Below are 15960 nucleotides of genomic sequence, written 5' to 3' on the forward strand. Positions count from 1 at the left end.
CGCAGGAAAGGGGGCGCGGACGCATGGTGCACGACTCGGACCGGCAGTACCTCGCGCCGCAGGGACCGCCGCCGGGCTTGGCGCAGGCGCAGGCGCGGCAGGCTCCGGTCGCGCTGAAGCGGCAGCGCAGCGCCGCGGACGTGATCACCGGCCTGGGCGCGCTGTTGGCGTTGCTGGCGCTGGTGATCGGCGTGCCGCTGGCCCTGGCGTACTTCGTCGGCTGGCCCCTGCCGCACAAGATGCCCTCCGGCGGCCTGCTCAACGCCACGATCGACACCAAGACGTTCACCAACGTGCTGGCGGTCCTGGTCTGGCTGGCGTGGGCGCAGTTCTCGGCGTGCGTGCTCGTCGAGGCGCTGGCCGCCGCGCGCGGCATCGGGATGCCCAGCCACGTGCCGCTGTCCGGCGGCAGCCAGATCCTGGCCCGCCAGCTGGTCGCCGCGGTCCTGCTGATCACCGCCTCCGCCGCGTCCTTCGCCCCCGGCCTGTCCTCGCTCGGCCGCACCCCCGACGACGGCCCGCACCGCGCGCCGACCGTCGCGACCCAGGTCCTGCAACACGGCACCCGCGCCGACGCCCCGGTGCCCTCGGGCCCGGCCGCCCGCACCGCGACGAGCATCGACGCCCGCACCACGGCCGATTCGAAGGGCACCCCGGTAAAGGGCGCGACGAAGTTCTACCGCGTGCAGCCCCCGGCCGGCCGGCACCACGACTCGCTGTGGGAGATCGCGCAGCGGCACCTCGGCGACGGCCGCAGGTACCAGGAGATCTACGAGCTCAACAAGGACCGGGTGCAGCCGGACGGCTCGACGCTGACGAAGGCCTCGCTGATCCGGCCGGGCTGGATCCTGGAGATGCCGGCCGACGCGGTCGGCGGGGATCTGGTCGGCGATCCGGCGGCACCGGTTCAGGCCCAGGCACAGCCACAGGCGCCGATGCAGACGCCGACGGACACCGGCAGGTCTCCGCAGCGGCAAGGCGCCCCGGCCGGCGCGCTCGACGCGACGAACAACGACGTCTCCGCCACGGAACAGACCATGAACCTGGCCGCCGTGACCGACGCCACCGATTCGGCCGGCCGGGTCGCCGGCGAAGTCGCCCAGCACGCCGGAGACGGCTCCGGGCAGCGTTCGGACGCGGTCCAGATCATCGCCGGGAGCCTGTCGCAGAACACGCAGAACACGCAGACCCACCAGACACCGCAGCCGAAGCAGCCACCACAGTCGCCGCAGACGCCGCAGACGCCGCACCAGTCCTCGGCGTCGCCGACGCACACGCACACCAACGGCCCGGCCCACCACGAGCAGGCACCGGCCGGCGACCAGTCGCCCTACCGCCTGCCCCTGGAGCTGGTCTCCGCGCCGTTGCTGGCCGCCGGGCTGCTCGGCGCGCTGACCCGCAACCGGACCCGTCAGCTGTGGAACCGCGCCGCCGGCCGGCGGCTGTCCGGCCCCGGCGACGCCGCGGGCGCGGAGGAGGCGATCCGGCTCGGCGCCGGGGTGGCCGACGTGCGCTTCCTGAACCAGGCGCTGCGCGAGCTGTCGGCGTCGCTGGCCACCGCCGGCCGGCCGCTGCCCGCCGTGCGGATGGCGAACCTGACCGAATCAGGCCTCGAACTCCGGCTGGCCGAGCCCGCGCCGGCCGCCCCGCAGCCCTGGCACACCCGGCCGGACGGGCTCGCCTGGTGGGTGGCCCGCACGGACGTCGGCACGGTCGCCAAGCGCGTCGTGGAGGCGGCCGTGGCGCCGTGTCCGGGGCTGGTGACGGTCGGCGCGGTCGGCCCGGACGCGGCCACCCGCGTGCTGCTGGACCTGGAAGCCTCGTGCGGCGTGATCTCGGTCGGCGGCGACGACGCCATGCGCCGCGCGGTGCTCGCCGCGATGGCCGTGGAGCTGCTGACCAACACCTGGTCGGACAAGATGACGGTGACGCTCGTGGGCTTCGCCGGCGACCTGACGACGCTGGCCCCGGGCCGCGTGCACCAGACGCGGTCCCTGGAGGAAGTGCTCCCCGGCCTGGAGACCGAACTCGCCGAGCGCCGCCGCGGCCTGTCCGAGGCCGGTCTGGACTCGGTGCTGGGCGGCCGCCTGGGCATGGTCGGCGGCGCGGGCTGGCCGCCGCACTTCATCATCTGCGCGGCCCCGGTCTCCGGGCCGACCGCGGCCCGCCTGGCCGCGGTCATCGGCGACCCGGCGCGCGTGGGCATCGGCTACCTGATCGCCGGCGACGTCCCGGGCGCCACCTGGACGGCCACCGTCGACGCCGCCGGCCGGCTCCGGCTGCCGGCGCTCGACCTGGACGTGGCGGCCCAGCGCCTGCCGGACGACCAGTACCGGTCGGTCCTGGCGCTCTTCGAGGCCACCCGGGACCTGGACGGCGAGCCGATCCTGCCGCTGACCGCCGAAGCCGCGGTCCTGGAGGCGCAGCTCCGCCTGACGCCGACGGTCTCCGTGCGCCTGCTGGGCGACCTGGAGGTCACCGGCGCGTACGGAGACCTGGACGAGGACCGCGTCGACCAGGCCGCCGAGGCCCTGACCTTCCTGATGCTGCACCGCGACGGCGTCCATCCCCGAGTGCTCACCTCGGCGCTGTTCCCGCGCGGCGCCACGAACGAGGTCGGCGACCAGGTCCTGCACCGCGTGGGCACCTGGCTCGGCGTGGCCCCGGACGGCTCCCCGAACCTTGTGACCCTGCCCGACGGCCGCCTGACCGTCTCGCAGAGCGTGCGCAGCGACTGGGAGATGTTCAAGAACATGCGCGCCCTGGCCGACGCCGACCCGCGGTATCAGGACGCGAAGAACCGCGACCAGGTCCTCGGCCAGGCCCTCGGGCTGGTCCGCGGACCGCTGCTGGCGCACCGGGAAACAAGCCGCTACGGCTGGCTGGCGTACGAGTCGGTGGAGGCCGAGGTGCCGGCGCTGATCGCGGACACCGCGGTCGAACTGTGCGAGCTGCGGCTGTCGCTCGGCGACGCCGAGGGCGCGATCGACGCGGTCCGCAGCGGAATGCGCGGCTCGCCCTCCGACGAAGAACTGTGCCGCGCCCTGCTGCGCGCGACCCACGCCACCGGCGACGAGCAGCGGCTGCGCGAGGTGATCGCGACGGTCGAGGCGCAGACCCGGGCGGTCCACGGCGAGCGCGGTCTGCATCCGAAGACCGAAGCGCTGGTGGACGAGCTGCTGCCGAGCTGGCGCGAGGGACGCGGGGCCGTGGCCGTCGGCGTCTAGGCCGGGCCGGGTCCGGAATCCGAGACAGGCGGCCGAGCCGCGACAACGGGATGACTGCAACGGGATGACTTGGGGGAACGCAGGGATGGTGCTCATGAAGCGGGACAGGGTATACAAGGGCCTCATGGGGGCGTTCGGGGCTTGTCTGCTGCTGGCTGGTTGTTCCAGCGCGCAGAAGCCTGCCGCTTTGGGACCGGTCGGCGGGAGCGCCACCGGAACCACGTCCACCGGCGCCCCGGCCACTCCCACCGGCGCCACCATCAGCAGCTCCAGCTCAGCGAGCTCCGCGGCGAGCAGCAGTTCCGCGGCTCCGGCGCCGACGAGCGTCACGTCGTCGAACGGCGAGTGGTCCTACTCGGCCTCGGTCCCCGGCGACGCCGACATCGCGGCGGCGTTGAAGGCCTTCCAGAACTACGCGGCGATCTCCTACCAGATGGCGATCAAAGTGCAGTACGACAGCAACCTCGTCACCTACACCGACGGCAACGTGCTGTCCCTGGCGAACAACTTCGTCACCCAGGAACGCCAGGACAGCCTGATCTCGCGCGGGCCGGAGATCGTCAAGGTCACCGGGGTCACGAAGGACGGCGGGACCCCGCCGATCGTGACGATCACGACGTGCACGGACGACTCGAAGTTGCCGATGTACAGCTCGTACGGGCCGAAGAAGGGCCAGATCCTCGCCCCCGCCCCGAAAACCGCGACCCCGGACATCTACAAGGTCCACCGAGGTGCTGACGGCAAGTGGCGCGTCAACGCCGTGACTCCGGAGACCACGCCATGTTCAGTGTGATGAGACGGCTGCTGACCGCGGCGGTCGCGGTGTTCGCCCTGACCGCCGCCCTGATGGTCGCCACCTCCGCCGCTCCCCGCCCCGTGCACGCGGACGGCACCGGCGGCTGCGACGCCGTCGTGGAGACCCGCAACGGACAGACCCTCTGCGAGATCGACGGTTCCAAGGGCGGCGGAGGTGGCGGCGGCAACGGGGACGGCACCAACATCGTCTGCAAATCCGACGGCACCCTCGTCTGGAACGGCGTCAGCTACCAGTGCGACATCGGCATCTGGTCGTTCAGCGGCGGGTGCTACATCACGCCGGTCGTCCCGCAGCCGGCCACCGACGACCCGATCTGGGGCAGCAGCGACCCGTCGACCAACCGCGCGCAGTGGGAGGACTGCCACCCCCCGTACAACCCGCCGACGATGAACGGCGCGGTGGAGATCATCGGTCCTTGCGTCGGATACTGCGGCGGGCAGAATCCGGTGGAGCGGATCACGAACGAGCTGCAGATCAACAAGCCGGACCTGGGGATGGCGCCACCCGGCGGCGCGGGGAAAGTCGGCTTCGTGAACCAGAACATCTGGTTCTGGAGCAAGGCTCTGGACACCTCCACGCAGACCCGGTCCGCGGGGAACGTGGTGGGCACGCGGACGTTCGTCTCCGCGGACTGGCAGATCAAGCTCGGCGGCCAGGACGCGCCGGGAACGCCTCTGCACTGCACATCAGACAACGAATACACCCCGGACAAGGGCACGGCGGCGTCGCCGGACCCGAAGTGCGGGTTCCAGTTCACCGCCCCGGGGACCTACACGATCTCCGTCTCGACGACCTGGACCCTGGTCATCTCGCAGAACGGCGCCCCGGGCCCGCCGCAGACCATCACGAGCCAGCCGAACACGACGACGATCCTGATCACCGAGGGGCAGAGCACCAACGGCTGAGCCGGCCGGGCTCGGTCGGAGGATCGCCCGCGTCGCCGTCCGACGGCACGCGGGCGATTCGCGCTTCCCCGCGTTTCCCGGGCTTCCCTCGGCTTCCCTGGACGGTGCCGCCCCCTGGTGCAGCCCCGCGCGCGTAGTCCCCGGCACCCCTGATATCACTGTTACAGCCGCCGTCCACCGGACGGGGCCCAGGGGACCGAAGGGAGCCGGCGTGAGCGCAGCGGGCGAACGCCTCTGGCGTCCCGAACCGCCGGTCCCGCTGGCCCGGCTGACGGTGTGGACCACGCGCGGCGGCGCGCCGGTCGTGGTGCGGGATCCGGAGGCGGGGCCCGGGATCTACGTGGTGGCGTCCACGCTGGCCAGTATCGACCTCGCGGACGCCCCCGGAGGCGCGCGGCCGGTGGCGCCGGGGGCGGCGGACGCCGTGCTGGCGCTGGTGCCGGAGCACCACGGGCTGCTGGTGGACAAGGCTTCGGCGGACCCGGTGGTGGTCTCGGCGGCGGCGCTGGACCAGCTGCGGCCGCGGCCGATCCCGTACGGGACGGAGGCCGATGCCGCCTTCCACTTACCGCCGCCGCGTGTGACCGCCTACCTCGCCGGGATCCGGCGGGCCGCCCGGCCGGCCGGTGCGGGGCGGATCACGGCGGCGTGGACGCTCTTCCCGGACAGCGTGCCGGCGTTGCTGCTGATCGTGAAGCCGGCGCGGAAGGCCGACGGGTCGGCGGCGCTGGACGCGGTGTACCGGGCGGTGCAGGAGCTGGCGCCGCCGGAGGCGGTGCGGGTCATCGACGCCGGGACGCTGAGCCGGGGGCAGATGTTCCGGACGCTGAGCGGGCAGCGGTTGGTGGAGTCGCCGGCGCCGGATCCAGATCCTTATGCGTGGCCGGCCGGGAGCGCTGGGGGCGCCGGGGGCAACGTCGGCGCCGGGCGGGTTTCGGGTCGGCGCCCGGGCTTCGACCCGGCGGCCGGCCGGCGGCAGATCAACGGCCGCACCCCCTTCAACCTCGCGCTGGCGATGGTCGGCGCGCTCACGGGCGCCTTCGTGACGGCGGTGCCGCGGGAGTTCTCTATGCACGGCGCGGCGGCCGGGATCGTGGTCGCCGTCGGGGTCCTGATCATCGTGGCCTGCGTCGGCGCGGCATTGCGGGACTTCTTCCGGAAAGAACCCTGACAGCCGGAAAGCCGCTCCCCGGACCGTTGCCGGACCATTTCCGAACCGTCCTCGGACCCCGCCGAACCCCGCATGATCGCGCCCTGCCGCGCACCCGGTAGGATCGACGCGGCCTTACATCAGGGCACAACCCACTTTCGAGTGAAGAACCCCTGATTTTCACCTGTTATCAAGCGAAAAGCCGCTCCGGCCGGATACGGTGGAGGGGTCGCGCCGCACACCGCGTGCACGAAAACGAGTCCTCCCGCATGGCTGTCCACTTGGCTACAGTGGCATCCATGCCGATCCGGGGGACCGTAGCACCGGCCAGGGCCGCCGCCACCGCAGTCGCGGCGGCCCTGGTCTGCGCCGCCTGCAGCAGCACCACCAGTCAGCCGCCCGGGCAGCTGACGAAGAGCGCCGTGATCTCCTCCACCGGGGCCGGCAGTGGTTCCAGCGACACCGACCGGCCCAGCGGAGCCCCGATGGCACAGGGCGGCACGTCTCCCGGGGACCGGCCCAGCGGCGGCTCCATCAACGACGCCCAGGCGCAGTCGTCGTCGGCGAGCAAGTCGACCCCGCCGCCGTCCTCGAAGGACCCGGCGCCGACCCACCCGCAGCCGACCACGCCGAAGTCGACCACCACGGCACCGCCCCCGCCGCCGCACAGCACCACGCCGACCGGCCCGGTGATGGGATCGCGGCCGAGCGGCGGGCCCTCGACCCCGCCGCCGTCGATGTCGACGCGCTGAGGCAAGCCCCGAGACGGCCGAAGGGGCCCCGGTCGAAGACCGGAGCCCCTGTGTCCACACTCCACACCCGACCGCGCGTGCCGGCCCCCGAGGCCGGCGCGCACCGCGTCGTCGAATCAGCCCGGCGCTGGAGCCGGCTCGGCGTCGCAGTGTGTTCAGCCCTCGAACTTGTACCCGAGCCCGCGCACCGTCACCAGGTGCACCGGGGTCCCCGGGTCCGGCTCGATCTTCGCGCGCAGCCGCTTGACGTGCACGTCCAGCGTCTTGGTGTCGCCGACGTAGTCGGCGCCCCAGACCCGGTCGATCAGCTGCATGCGGGTCAGCACCCGGCCGGAGTTGCGCAGCAGCATCTCCAGCAGTTCGAACTCCTTCAGCGGCAGCTCCACCGGGCGGCCGTCGACGGTCACCTTGTGCCGGTCCACGTCCATGCGGACCGGGCCGGCCTCCAGCGCGCCGCCGTCCGGCTCGTCGCTGGCGGCCTGGCGGCGCAGGACCGCGCGGATGCGGGCCACCAGCTCGCGGGCCGAGAACGGCTTGGTGACGTAGTCGTCGGCGCCCAGCTCCAGGCCGACGACCTTGTCGATCTCGCTGTCCTTGGCGGTGAGCATGATCACCGGGACGTTGGACTTGGCCCGGATCTGGCGGCAGACCTCGGTGCCGGGCAGCCCCGGCAGCATCAGGTCCAGCAGGACCAGGTCGGCGCCGTGCCGGTCGAACTCCTCCAGCGCGGCCGGGCCGGTGTCGGCGACCGCCACCTCGAAGCCCTCGTTGCGCAGCATGTAGGACAGGGGGTCGCTGATCGAGTCCTCGTCCTCGACCACGAGTACACGGGTCACTGGGGTCCTCCCACGTTGTATGACTGGTTGTTCATGGAGCGCGGCCGTCACACGGCCCGTGCCAGATCGCGTTCCTCGACACAGACGGGGAGCTTCAGGGTGAAGGTGGAGCCGTTCCCCTCGGAGGACCACACCGACACCTCCCCGCCGTGCGTGGCCGCGATGTGCTTGACGATCGACAGGCCCAGACCGGTACCGCCGGTGGCGCGCGAGCGCGCCGGGTCGACCCGGTAGAACCGCTCGAAGATCCGCTCCAGGTCGCGTTCGGGTATCCCGATGCCCTGGTCGGTGACCGCGATCTCGACCCGGTCGCCGTTGTGCTTGACGGCCACCGCGACCCGGGTGTCGTCCGGCGAGTAGTTCACGGCGTTCTCGACCAGGTTGCCCAGGGCCGCGGCCAGCTGGGTCCGGTCGCCGCGCACCGCGACGTCTTCCTCGGCGTCGGCGACCAGCTCGATCCGGCGCGCCGCGGCCGTCTCGTAGCTGCGGTCCAGGGCGTCGGCCACCACCTCGGCGACGCGCACCTTCTCCGCCGAGGCGGACAGCGGGGCGTCGATCTGCACCCGGGACAGGTCGATCAGGTCCTGGATCAGCGAGGTCAGCCGGGCCGACTCCTGCTGCATCCGGGCCGCGAAGCGGCGGACCGCCTCGGGGTCGTCGGAAGCCGACTGCACGGCCTCGGCCAGCAGCGACAGCGCCCCGACCGGGGTCTTGAGCTCGTGCGAGACGTTCGCCACGAAGTCCCGGCGCACCTCGTCCACCCGCCGGGCCTCGGTGCGGTCCTCGACCAGCACCAGCACCAGCGTGGCGCCCAGCGGCGCGATCCGGACGGTGGAGTGCAGCACGGCGGTCGCGCCGTGCGGCACGTCCATCTCGACCTGGCGTATCTCGCCGTCCCGGCGCACCTGGCGGGCCAGGTCGAGCAGCTCGGGCGAGGTGAGAGAGCGGGACTTGACCAGTCCCATGGCATAAGCTGCCGGAGAGGCCTTCACGACGGCGTCACTGGCGTCCAGTACGACGGCCGAGCTTCGCAGGACCTGCAGGACACCGGCCACGCCCGGCGGGACCGGATCGTCGCTCGGCGGTTCGGGTGGACCCACGCGTTCCCTTTCACTGAACCGGAAGGCCAAAGCTCCGCTGACCCCGGTACCCAGGCCGATCAGCGCGGCCAGCCCGGCGGTCGCAGCATTGACGTTCACACAGCCAACAGTAAGGGCGCTTCGCACCGGCACAACTCCCACGGATCATTCCGCCGTACCGACGTGGCCAAGAGTTCACTTTCCGGTCCCTGTCGATTCACCGGCGGCATTGTCCCGGGATGCCTGGACGGGGAAGAGTAGTCCGCGTCCGCACAGCAGAACACCAGCACACGCGACGACAGGAGCGGTAACCCCCATGCGCGACGCCTTCCACGAGGAGCTCGACTCGATCAGCGAGACCCTGGTCGAGATGACGCGGCTGGTCGGCTCGGCCATGGCCCGGGCCACCACCGCGCTCCTGGACGCGGACCTGACCCTGGCCGAGTCCGTGATCGACGCCGACGACAAGGTCGACGAGCTCCAGCACACGCTGGACGACAACAGCTTCGACCTCCTGGCCCGCCAGCAGCCGGTGGCCGGCGACCTGCGCACCATCATCACCAGCCTGCGCATGAGCGCGGACCTGGAGCGCATGGGCGACCTGGCCCGGCACGTGGCCAAGGTGGCCCGCCGCCGCTACCCGCAGTCGGCGATCCCGCCGGAGATCCGCGGCACCATCGTGGAGATGGGCGACATCGCCTCCGAGCTGGTCGCCAAGGTCGGCTCGATCATCGCCGCCCGCGACGTCGAGGCCGCGCTGGCCCTGGAATCCGAGGACGACGAGATGGACCGCCTGCACCGCGGCCTGTTCAAGTCGCTGATGGACGACAAGTGGAAGCACGGCATCGAGACCGCCGTGGACGTCACCCTGTGCGGCCGCTACTACGAGCGGTACGCCGACCACGCGGTGTCGGTGGCCAAGCGCATGGTGTTCCTGGTGACCGGCGAGCACCCCGAGACCGTCAGCTGAGTCTGGGGCACCGAGCACAGACGGCTCCGGCCGGTCGTCGTTGCCGACGACCGGCCGGAGCCGTGTTTTCGCTGGTCAGCGGATACCGGGCTCAAGGGCCAGGGCCAGAGCCCTCGAATCAGTACAAGCCGGCCAGCTTGGTGACGTCCTCGATCACCTTCGCCACCCCCGGCGCCTTGACGATCGCCATGGCCTGCTGCGGCGTCAGCCCGGGACCCTGAGGCGCGGTCTCGAGGGGCTTGCCCATCTGCGTCGGGTCCACCGACGTGCCCAGCTCCGACTTGCCGAAGACATGGATCACGACCGACGAGTCGGCGGACTTCCCGGTCCATCCCCCGTACACACCGAGCCGGGCCTTGCCGTCGGGGCCGACCGTGCTTCCGATCCCGTTGCCGCTGTACGGAACGAAACACAGCGACTGGGCCGGGCAGGAAATCTGCTGGTCCTTGCCCAGGAGACTGAACCACTCGAAAGTGTTGACCCCGCCGGGGCCGACGAGTTCGAGCGCGCCGGGCGCGCCCGGGTTGAACTTCAGCCGGAATCCCGGCGGCAGGACCTTCTCCGCCTCGGCGTTGATCTTCGCCTCGAGGGCGAACCGCTGCCGGACCGCGTCGGCCGAGGCCGGGACCGACGGGTCGAGAAGCTGCCGGAGCTTGGCGAACGCCGGCGACTCCACCATCTTCCGGAAAGCCGTGGGGCTGATGGGCGTGGTACTGCCGGAGCCGTAGAGATAGAAGTGGAACACCTGCTTGGAGCCGGTGGGTGTGAATTCGTACCACGCGGAGAACCCGTGCAGCGGTGACTCGGTGCCGCTCGGTACCACCGCGACCCGGATCGTGCCGCCGGCCACTGCGATCGACGGGGAAGTCCCTCTCGCGAAAGCGCTGGCGTACCCTGTGTCGTCGGAAATGTCGAAGTGCAGGGGGTAGTCGCCGCCTCCGGAGCGCAGCACGATCGTCGGCACGTAGTCGCCGGTCAGCATGGACGAGCCACCGGCGGCATCTGTTTGATTCGGGCTCACCGTCACCCCTGCCGGGAGCAACGGGCGCAACACCGACGGCAGCTGCTCGATGATCTCCCGCTGCCGGTCCGCGTACGTCGGGCCGGGATCGTCGTAAGCCTGCGGCGCGATCTGCGGCGTGGAGTCCGTGTTGATCGACCAGTCGCCGCCGCCTCCGGAGTTGTTCGCCCCGCCGGCCATCGCGACCGCCCCGCCGATCACCGCGAGCACACTCAGCGTCGCCCCGGCGACGGCGAAGCCCCGGCGGCGCGTCACCGCCATGCCCTGCGCGATCGCGCCGTCGGCCAGGTCGGTGCGGTGCATCGGCTCCGGCTCGTCGAAGAGCCGGCCGATCATGTCGTGGACCATCAGGTCCGTGTTCTCTGGGTTCTCTGAGTTAGCTGGTGTCATTTCCAACTCACCTGGTTTCTACGGAGTCGGGAAGCAGGCTCGCGAAGTCGCCCAACCGCACGCGCAGCTGTGCCAGCCCGCGCGCGGACATGCTCTTGACCGTGCCCTGGCTCATGTCCAGCGCGGCCGCCGTCTGCTCGACGCTCTGGTCCTCCCAGTAGCGCAGCGCGACGACCGCGCGGGTGCGCGGGGCCAGCTCGGCCAGCGCCGCCAGGATGGTCAGCCGCATCGCGGCGTCGCCCTCCCGGACCGGCCGGTCGACCAGCGCCTCGATCGAGGCCGCCTCCCGATGCCACTTGCGGCTGTCGAGGTAGCAGCGGTAGACGACGCGGCGCGCGTACGCGTCCGGCATGTCCACCAGCCGCACCCGCTGCCAGGCCCGGAAGATCCGCTGATAGGCGGTCTGGACGAGGTCTTCGGCAAGGTGCCAGTCGCCGCACAGCACATAGGCCGAGCGCCTCAGGTGGCCCTGACTTCCCGTGACGAAGGCCCGGAACTCCTCTTGATGCTCCGGGCTGGTGCCTTTCCTGAGAGATCTCACGCAGATACAACCGGTGTCTGCATGCTCGGGGTTCTAGCGCCTCTCCGTACTTTCTCCACGCGGTCTCCCACAGCGGCTCCACGCCTTCTCCGACTACGCCTTCTCCAACGCCAGGTGACGCAGGTACTCGCCGAGCTCGGCCGGGTTCCCGTCGGTCCGCTCCCGGGCCGCCGGCCGGCTCCGCACCGGCCGCTCCCCCGCCGCCTGCGACAGCCAGACCGCCTCGCCTCGCGTGAGCGCGGGCAACGTCTTCTCGACGTCCTGAACTGTCCGCGCCGGCAGGTTCCCGCGCAAGGACCAGGACGCGGTCCCGCCCTCCGACACCTCGATCTCGGCCTCCGCCGCCATCAGCGCCGACAACACCGCCGAGACCGTGTCCGCCGGGACGTCGAGCTCGAAGGCGTGGCAGGGCTCGTGGACCTCGGTCCCGGCCTCGGTCAGCGCCCGCATCAGCACGAACGGCGCGAGCTTCCGGAAGTCGGCGGCGACGCTGGTGACCGAGCAGAAACCGCTGTGCACCATGGTCACCACCACGTCCGTCACCTCCCAGCCGTCGAGCCCCTGGTCCAGCGCCCGCAGCACGGTCTCCTCGGTGGCGCGGTGGAACACCGGCGGCAGCGCGCCGAGCTCGGTCTCGTAGCGGAACACCCGCCCGCTGCCCGCCGGGCCCGGCGCGACCCGGAAACCGAGGGTCGCGCGGAAGCGGGTGCTCGGGTCGTGGGTCATGTCCTCGCGGTACTCGCCGACGCCGACGGGGCGCTCGGTGTAGACGGTGCGGCTGGGTTCGAAGAGCGCTTGGACGCCGTACTCCTCGGCCAGCGTGGCGGCGATGACCTCTTTCTGGACCTCGCCGTAGAGGAGCACGGAGCTTTCGCCGCCGGGGAGTGCGCGGGTGCGGATCAGCGGATCCTGGTCCGCCATGGCGACCAGGGCGGCGTGCAGGCGGGTGCGGTCGCCGTCGGCTGCGCGGACGACGGTTTCCAGGCTTGGGGTGGCGAAGTCGGTGGCGGTGTTGGTGGTGGTGGCAGTGTTTGCCGCTTGACCGGTCTCGGCGGATCCGAAGCGGTCGCCGACCCGGATCCCGGGCAGTCCCCTGACCTTCGCGATGTCGCCGGGGCGTGCCTCATCGGCGCCCTGGAGCCCGACCACCTGCAGGCCGGTGATCGTGCCGAACTCGGTGCGGTCGCGGACGCGGAGCACGCCGTTGCGCACGCGCACGTAAGCGATCTTCTCCCCCGCACGTCCGCGCTCGATGGCGAAGACCGTGCCGCGGGTCTCGCCGTAGGCGTCACCGCCGGCGCGCGGCAACAGGTCACGGACACCGTCGATGAGCTCTGCGACCCCGACTCCGGTGATCGCCGAGCCGAAGTAGACGGGGTACGCGCGGCCGAGCGCCGTCTGGCGCGCCAGAGCTTCGCGCAGCTCGGACTCACCGGGGAAGCGGTCGTCGACCAGCGCGGCCAGGACGGCGTCGTCGTGTTCGGCCAGCCGCTCGGCATCGGCAGCGCCGAGGACCGCGGGCCGCACGCGCGCCGCCTTCGTCCCGGCATCCTCGGCCGCGGTCACGGCGACAGCGCCGGGCGTCAGCAGCCTGCGCACATCCGCGAGCAGCTCCTCGTGCCGCGCACCGACCCGGTCGATCTTGTTCACGAACAGCAGCGTCGGCACCCGCAGCCGCCGCAGCGTCTTCATCAGCCGCCGGGTGTGCGCCTGCACCCCCTCGACAGCCGAGAGCACGAGCACGGCGCCGTCCAGTACCCCCAGCGCCCGCTCGACCTCGGCGACGAAGTCGGAGTGCCCGGGCGTGTCGATGAGGTTGACGCGCAGGTCACCGACGCCAAGCGCGGCGACCGCGGACTTGATGGTGATCCCCCGCCGCCGCTCGATCTCACCCCGGTCGGTCTGGGTGGTCCCGGCGTCCACGCTGCCGAGCCGGCCGATAACGCCGGTCTCGAAGAGCAGGCGCTCGGTCAGGCTGGTCTTACCCGCGTCGACATGCGCGAGGATTCCGATGTTCACAGTGGGCACGGTTGGTTGCGTCCTCGAAAGCTCGATCCATGGGGGAAACGGAGATTTCGAAACGTCGGCGCATGCCCGTGGCCTTTCCAGAGAACGACAATGCCGCCGTGCAGGCTCGCACGGCGGCACCGGTGGGGCAAACGATTTATTCAGCGCTCGCGGTGAACTGCAGGCGCCGGTAAGTGCCGGTTGTGCCCTCGGCGCTTATGTCAGGCGTCGCGTAATGGTTGGAAGCCTGCCAATCAGGCGTGCCGTGTCCCGCAGCGTGGATCGCGGTCCGCACCGCGGCCAAGGCTCGCTCGATGCACTCCGGTTCCGACGAACCGGATGCCCTGAGCTCAACCTCGACGATCATCTGGTCGGCGTCCATGGCCACACCGGCGTCGCTCAACTCAGAGTTGCAGTCTTCGAGCGCCAGAAGGGCCTCCATGACCTTCCCGGCGCTCTGTTCGAGCTCCTCAGCGGTCCCGGGCCCGTCTACGCGGAACGACAGCCCCAAATGCATCTCGATGCTCATGGCACGTTCCTCCAGCACGGTTGACGCTTACCCCAGCTCACCACGTTCTTAGCGTAGTTTGCCCCGCTCGGCGTGAGGTGATACCACCTCATGTGCGCCCCGCAGGGGCATTTGAGCGTGTAGTACGTGGGCGGATCCTTGATGGTCCACCCGTTGCGATGAAAGAGCTCGAGGACCTCTTCGTGATCCTTTTTATGTCGCTGCCAGTACCCCATGCGATTTCCCGAGTCGAAGGCCGTGACCTTCCACTGTAAGCACGTCAAGCACGCAGCGTAGTCGATTGCGCACACTACTCATCAGTATCGTAGCGTGCGACGTCAAGGACTGACTGCCCTCACCGAGAGCAACCACCCCGGTGAGAGCAGAACCCGTTAGACCTACTTCTCGCGCTACTTCTTCCCCTGGTTCTTGACCGCCTCGATCGACTCCGCCGCGGCCGCCGGGTCCAGGTACTCGCCGCCGGTCTTCGTCGGCCGGAAGTCGGCGTCCAGCGTGTAGAGCAGCGGGATGCCGGTGGGGATGTTCAGGGCGGCGATGTCCGCGTCGGAGATGCCGTCCAGGTGCTTCACCAGCGCGCGCAGCGAGTTGCCGTGCGCGGCCACCAGTACGGTGTTGCCGCCGCGCAGGTCCGGGACGATCGCGTCGTACCAGTACGGCAGCATGCGCTCGACGACGTCCTTCAGGCACTCGGTCTGCGGACGGATTTCGGTCGGCAGGCCCGCGTAGCGCGCGTCGTCGTACTGCGAGTACTTGTCGTCCACCGCGAGCGGCGGCGGGGGGACGTCGTAGGAGCGGCGCCAGAGCATGAACTGCTCCTCGCCGAACTCCGCCAGCGTGGCGGCCTTGTCCTTGCCCTGCAGCGCGCCGTAGTGCCGCTCGTTGAGGCGCCAGCTGCGGCGCACCGGGATCCAGTGGCGGTCGGCGGCCTCCAGTGACAGATTCGCGGTGCGGATCGCGCGGCGGAGCACCGAGGTGTGGACCACGTCCGGCAGCAGGTCGTGCTCGCGCAGCAGTTCGCCGCCGCGCACGGCCTCGGCCTCGCCCTTGGCGTTGAGGTTGACGTCCACCCAGCCGGTGAACAGGTTCTTGGCGTTCCACTCGCTCTCGCCGTGGCGGAGCAGGATGAGGCGGTATTCGGCGGTCATGGCGCCAGCCTACTTCGGGGGTGTGGGGCCGTTCTCGTCCCGGGTGTCGGGTGTCCGCTCGATGAGATGGCGGAACGCCGCGAGGTTCGCCAGCGACTCCCCGCGGGAGGTGCGCCACTCCCACTCGCGGCGGATCGCCGAGGCGAAACCCAGCTCCAGCAGCTGGTCGAAGGAGGAGTCGGAGGCCGCGACCGCCTCGCCGAGCAGCTGGTCCACGGTCTCGGCGGTGATCAGGCCCAGCGGCAGCCGGCCCACCAGGTAGACGTCGCCGAGCCGGTCCAGCGCGAAGGCCAGCGAGCCGAGGCGGGTGTTGCGCTCCAGGAGCCAGCGGTAGACGCCCTCGTGGTTCTCATCGGGACGGCGCGCTACGAACGCGTTGAGCGACAGCGTGTGGTCGCCGACCACCAGCGAGCACGTGGTCCACAGCTTGTGCTCGCCGGGGAGCTTCACGACGAACGTGCTCTCGTCAGGCTGCTCGTACTCGATTCCGGCGTCGGCCACCGCGTCCCGGACCGCCGCGCGCGCGGCGGCCTTGAGGCTTTCTCGATCACCACCCATGGGACGACCCTATTGCCGACGCGGCGCCGGGCA

General features: G+C 71.2%; 14 protein-coding genes. 5 read left to right on the forward strand and 9 right to left on the reverse strand.

The genetic code is table 11. The features are described from left to right. Positions 1-23: 23 nt before the first annotated feature. From ABH920_RS06630 to ABH920_RS06645, 4 genes are all read left to right on the forward strand, one after another. Entirely contained in the window at positions 24-3227 is a 3204-nt protein-coding gene (locus ABH920_RS06630; RefSeq protein WP_370347864.1) for a BTAD domain-containing putative transcriptional regulator, read from the forward strand. A gap of 94 nt (positions 3228-3321) precedes the next feature. Next, on the forward strand, positions 3322-4020 hold the full coding sequence (locus tag ABH920_RS06635; protein WP_370347866.1) for a hypothetical protein: 699 nt from the start codon (positions 3322-3324) through the stop codon (positions 4018-4020). Further along, a complete protein-coding gene (locus tag ABH920_RS06640) occupies positions 4020-4949 on the forward strand; it encodes a hypothetical protein (protein WP_370347868.1) in 930 nt (309 codons plus the stop codon). Before ABH920_RS06635 ends, ABH920_RS06640 begins: the two co-directional genes overlap by 1 nt. A gap of 211 nt (positions 4950-5160) precedes the next feature. Continuing rightward, positions 5161-6120, forward strand: coding sequence for a hypothetical protein (locus ABH920_RS06645; RefSeq protein WP_370347870.1), 960 nt, complete (start codon positions 5161-5163; stop codon positions 6118-6120). 370 nt (positions 6121-6490) lie between these two features. Here ABH920_RS06645 and ABH920_RS06650 read toward each other — a convergent pair whose 3' ends face one another. The 3 genes from ABH920_RS06650 to ABH920_RS06660 form a co-directional block, all read right to left on the reverse strand. Continuing rightward, positions 6491-6856: a hypothetical protein gene (locus ABH920_RS06650; RefSeq protein ID WP_370347872.1), complete on the reverse strand. Its 366-nt coding sequence runs from the start codon at positions 6854-6856 to the stop codon at positions 6491-6493. A gap of 150 nt (positions 6857-7006) precedes the next feature. Then, entirely contained in the window at positions 7007-7687 is a 681-nt protein-coding gene (locus ABH920_RS06655; RefSeq protein WP_015796763.1) for a response regulator transcription factor, read from the reverse strand. A 47-nt stretch (positions 7688-7734) separates the two neighbouring features. Further along, the gene (locus ABH920_RS06660; RefSeq protein WP_370347874.1) at positions 7735-8886 is read right to left on the reverse strand and encodes a sensor histidine kinase; all 1152 of its coding nucleotides are present in this window, start codon (positions 8884-8886) and stop codon (positions 7735-7737) included. Positions 8887-9082: 196 nt separating this feature from the next. Here ABH920_RS06660 and phoU point away from each other — a divergent pair, with 196 nt between their 5' ends. Continuing rightward, positions 9083-9736, forward strand: a complete 654-nt coding sequence (gene phoU, locus ABH920_RS06665) for a phosphate signaling complex protein PhoU (RefSeq protein WP_370347876.1) — start codon at positions 9083-9085, stop codon at positions 9734-9736. 118 nt (positions 9737-9854) lie between these two features. Here phoU and ABH920_RS06670 read toward each other — a convergent pair whose 3' ends face one another. The 6 genes from ABH920_RS06670 to ABH920_RS06695 form a co-directional block, all read right to left on the reverse strand. Next, positions 9855-11147, reverse strand: coding sequence for a hypothetical protein (locus ABH920_RS06670; protein WP_370347878.1), 1293 nt, complete (start codon positions 11145-11147; stop codon positions 9855-9857). A 7-nt stretch (positions 11148-11154) separates the two neighbouring features. Beyond that, the gene (locus ABH920_RS06675) at positions 11155-11688 is read right to left on the reverse strand and encodes a SigE family RNA polymerase sigma factor (protein ID WP_370347880.1); all 534 of its coding nucleotides are present in this window, start codon (positions 11686-11688) and stop codon (positions 11155-11157) included. A gap of 93 nt (positions 11689-11781) precedes the next feature. After that, positions 11782-13716 carry a GTP-binding protein gene (locus ABH920_RS06680; RefSeq protein WP_370347882.1) on the reverse strand — a complete coding sequence of 645 codons (1935 nt, stop codon included), beginning with the start codon at positions 13714-13716 and terminating at the stop codon, positions 11782-11784. A 136-nt stretch (positions 13717-13852) separates the two neighbouring features. Beyond that, the gene (locus tag ABH920_RS06685) at positions 13853-14224 is read right to left on the reverse strand and encodes a hypothetical protein (RefSeq protein WP_370347884.1); all 372 of its coding nucleotides are present in this window, start codon (positions 14222-14224) and stop codon (positions 13853-13855) included. A 389-nt stretch (positions 14225-14613) separates the two neighbouring features. Next, positions 14614-15369 (reverse strand): phosphoglyceromutase, encoded by a 756-nt coding sequence (locus ABH920_RS06690; protein WP_370347886.1) that lies wholly within the window; start codon positions 15367-15369, stop codon positions 14614-14616. Positions 15370-15378: 9 nt separating this feature from the next. Further along, positions 15379-15927, reverse strand: coding sequence for a YbjN domain-containing protein (locus tag ABH920_RS06695; protein ID WP_370347888.1), 549 nt, complete (start codon positions 15925-15927; stop codon positions 15379-15381). Positions 15928-15960: the final 33 nt, after the last annotated feature.

Source organism: Catenulispora sp. EB89, assembly GCF_041261445.1.
In the GTDB taxonomy this organism is placed as follows: Bacteria; Actinomycetota; Actinomycetes; order Streptomycetales; family Catenulisporaceae; genus Catenulispora.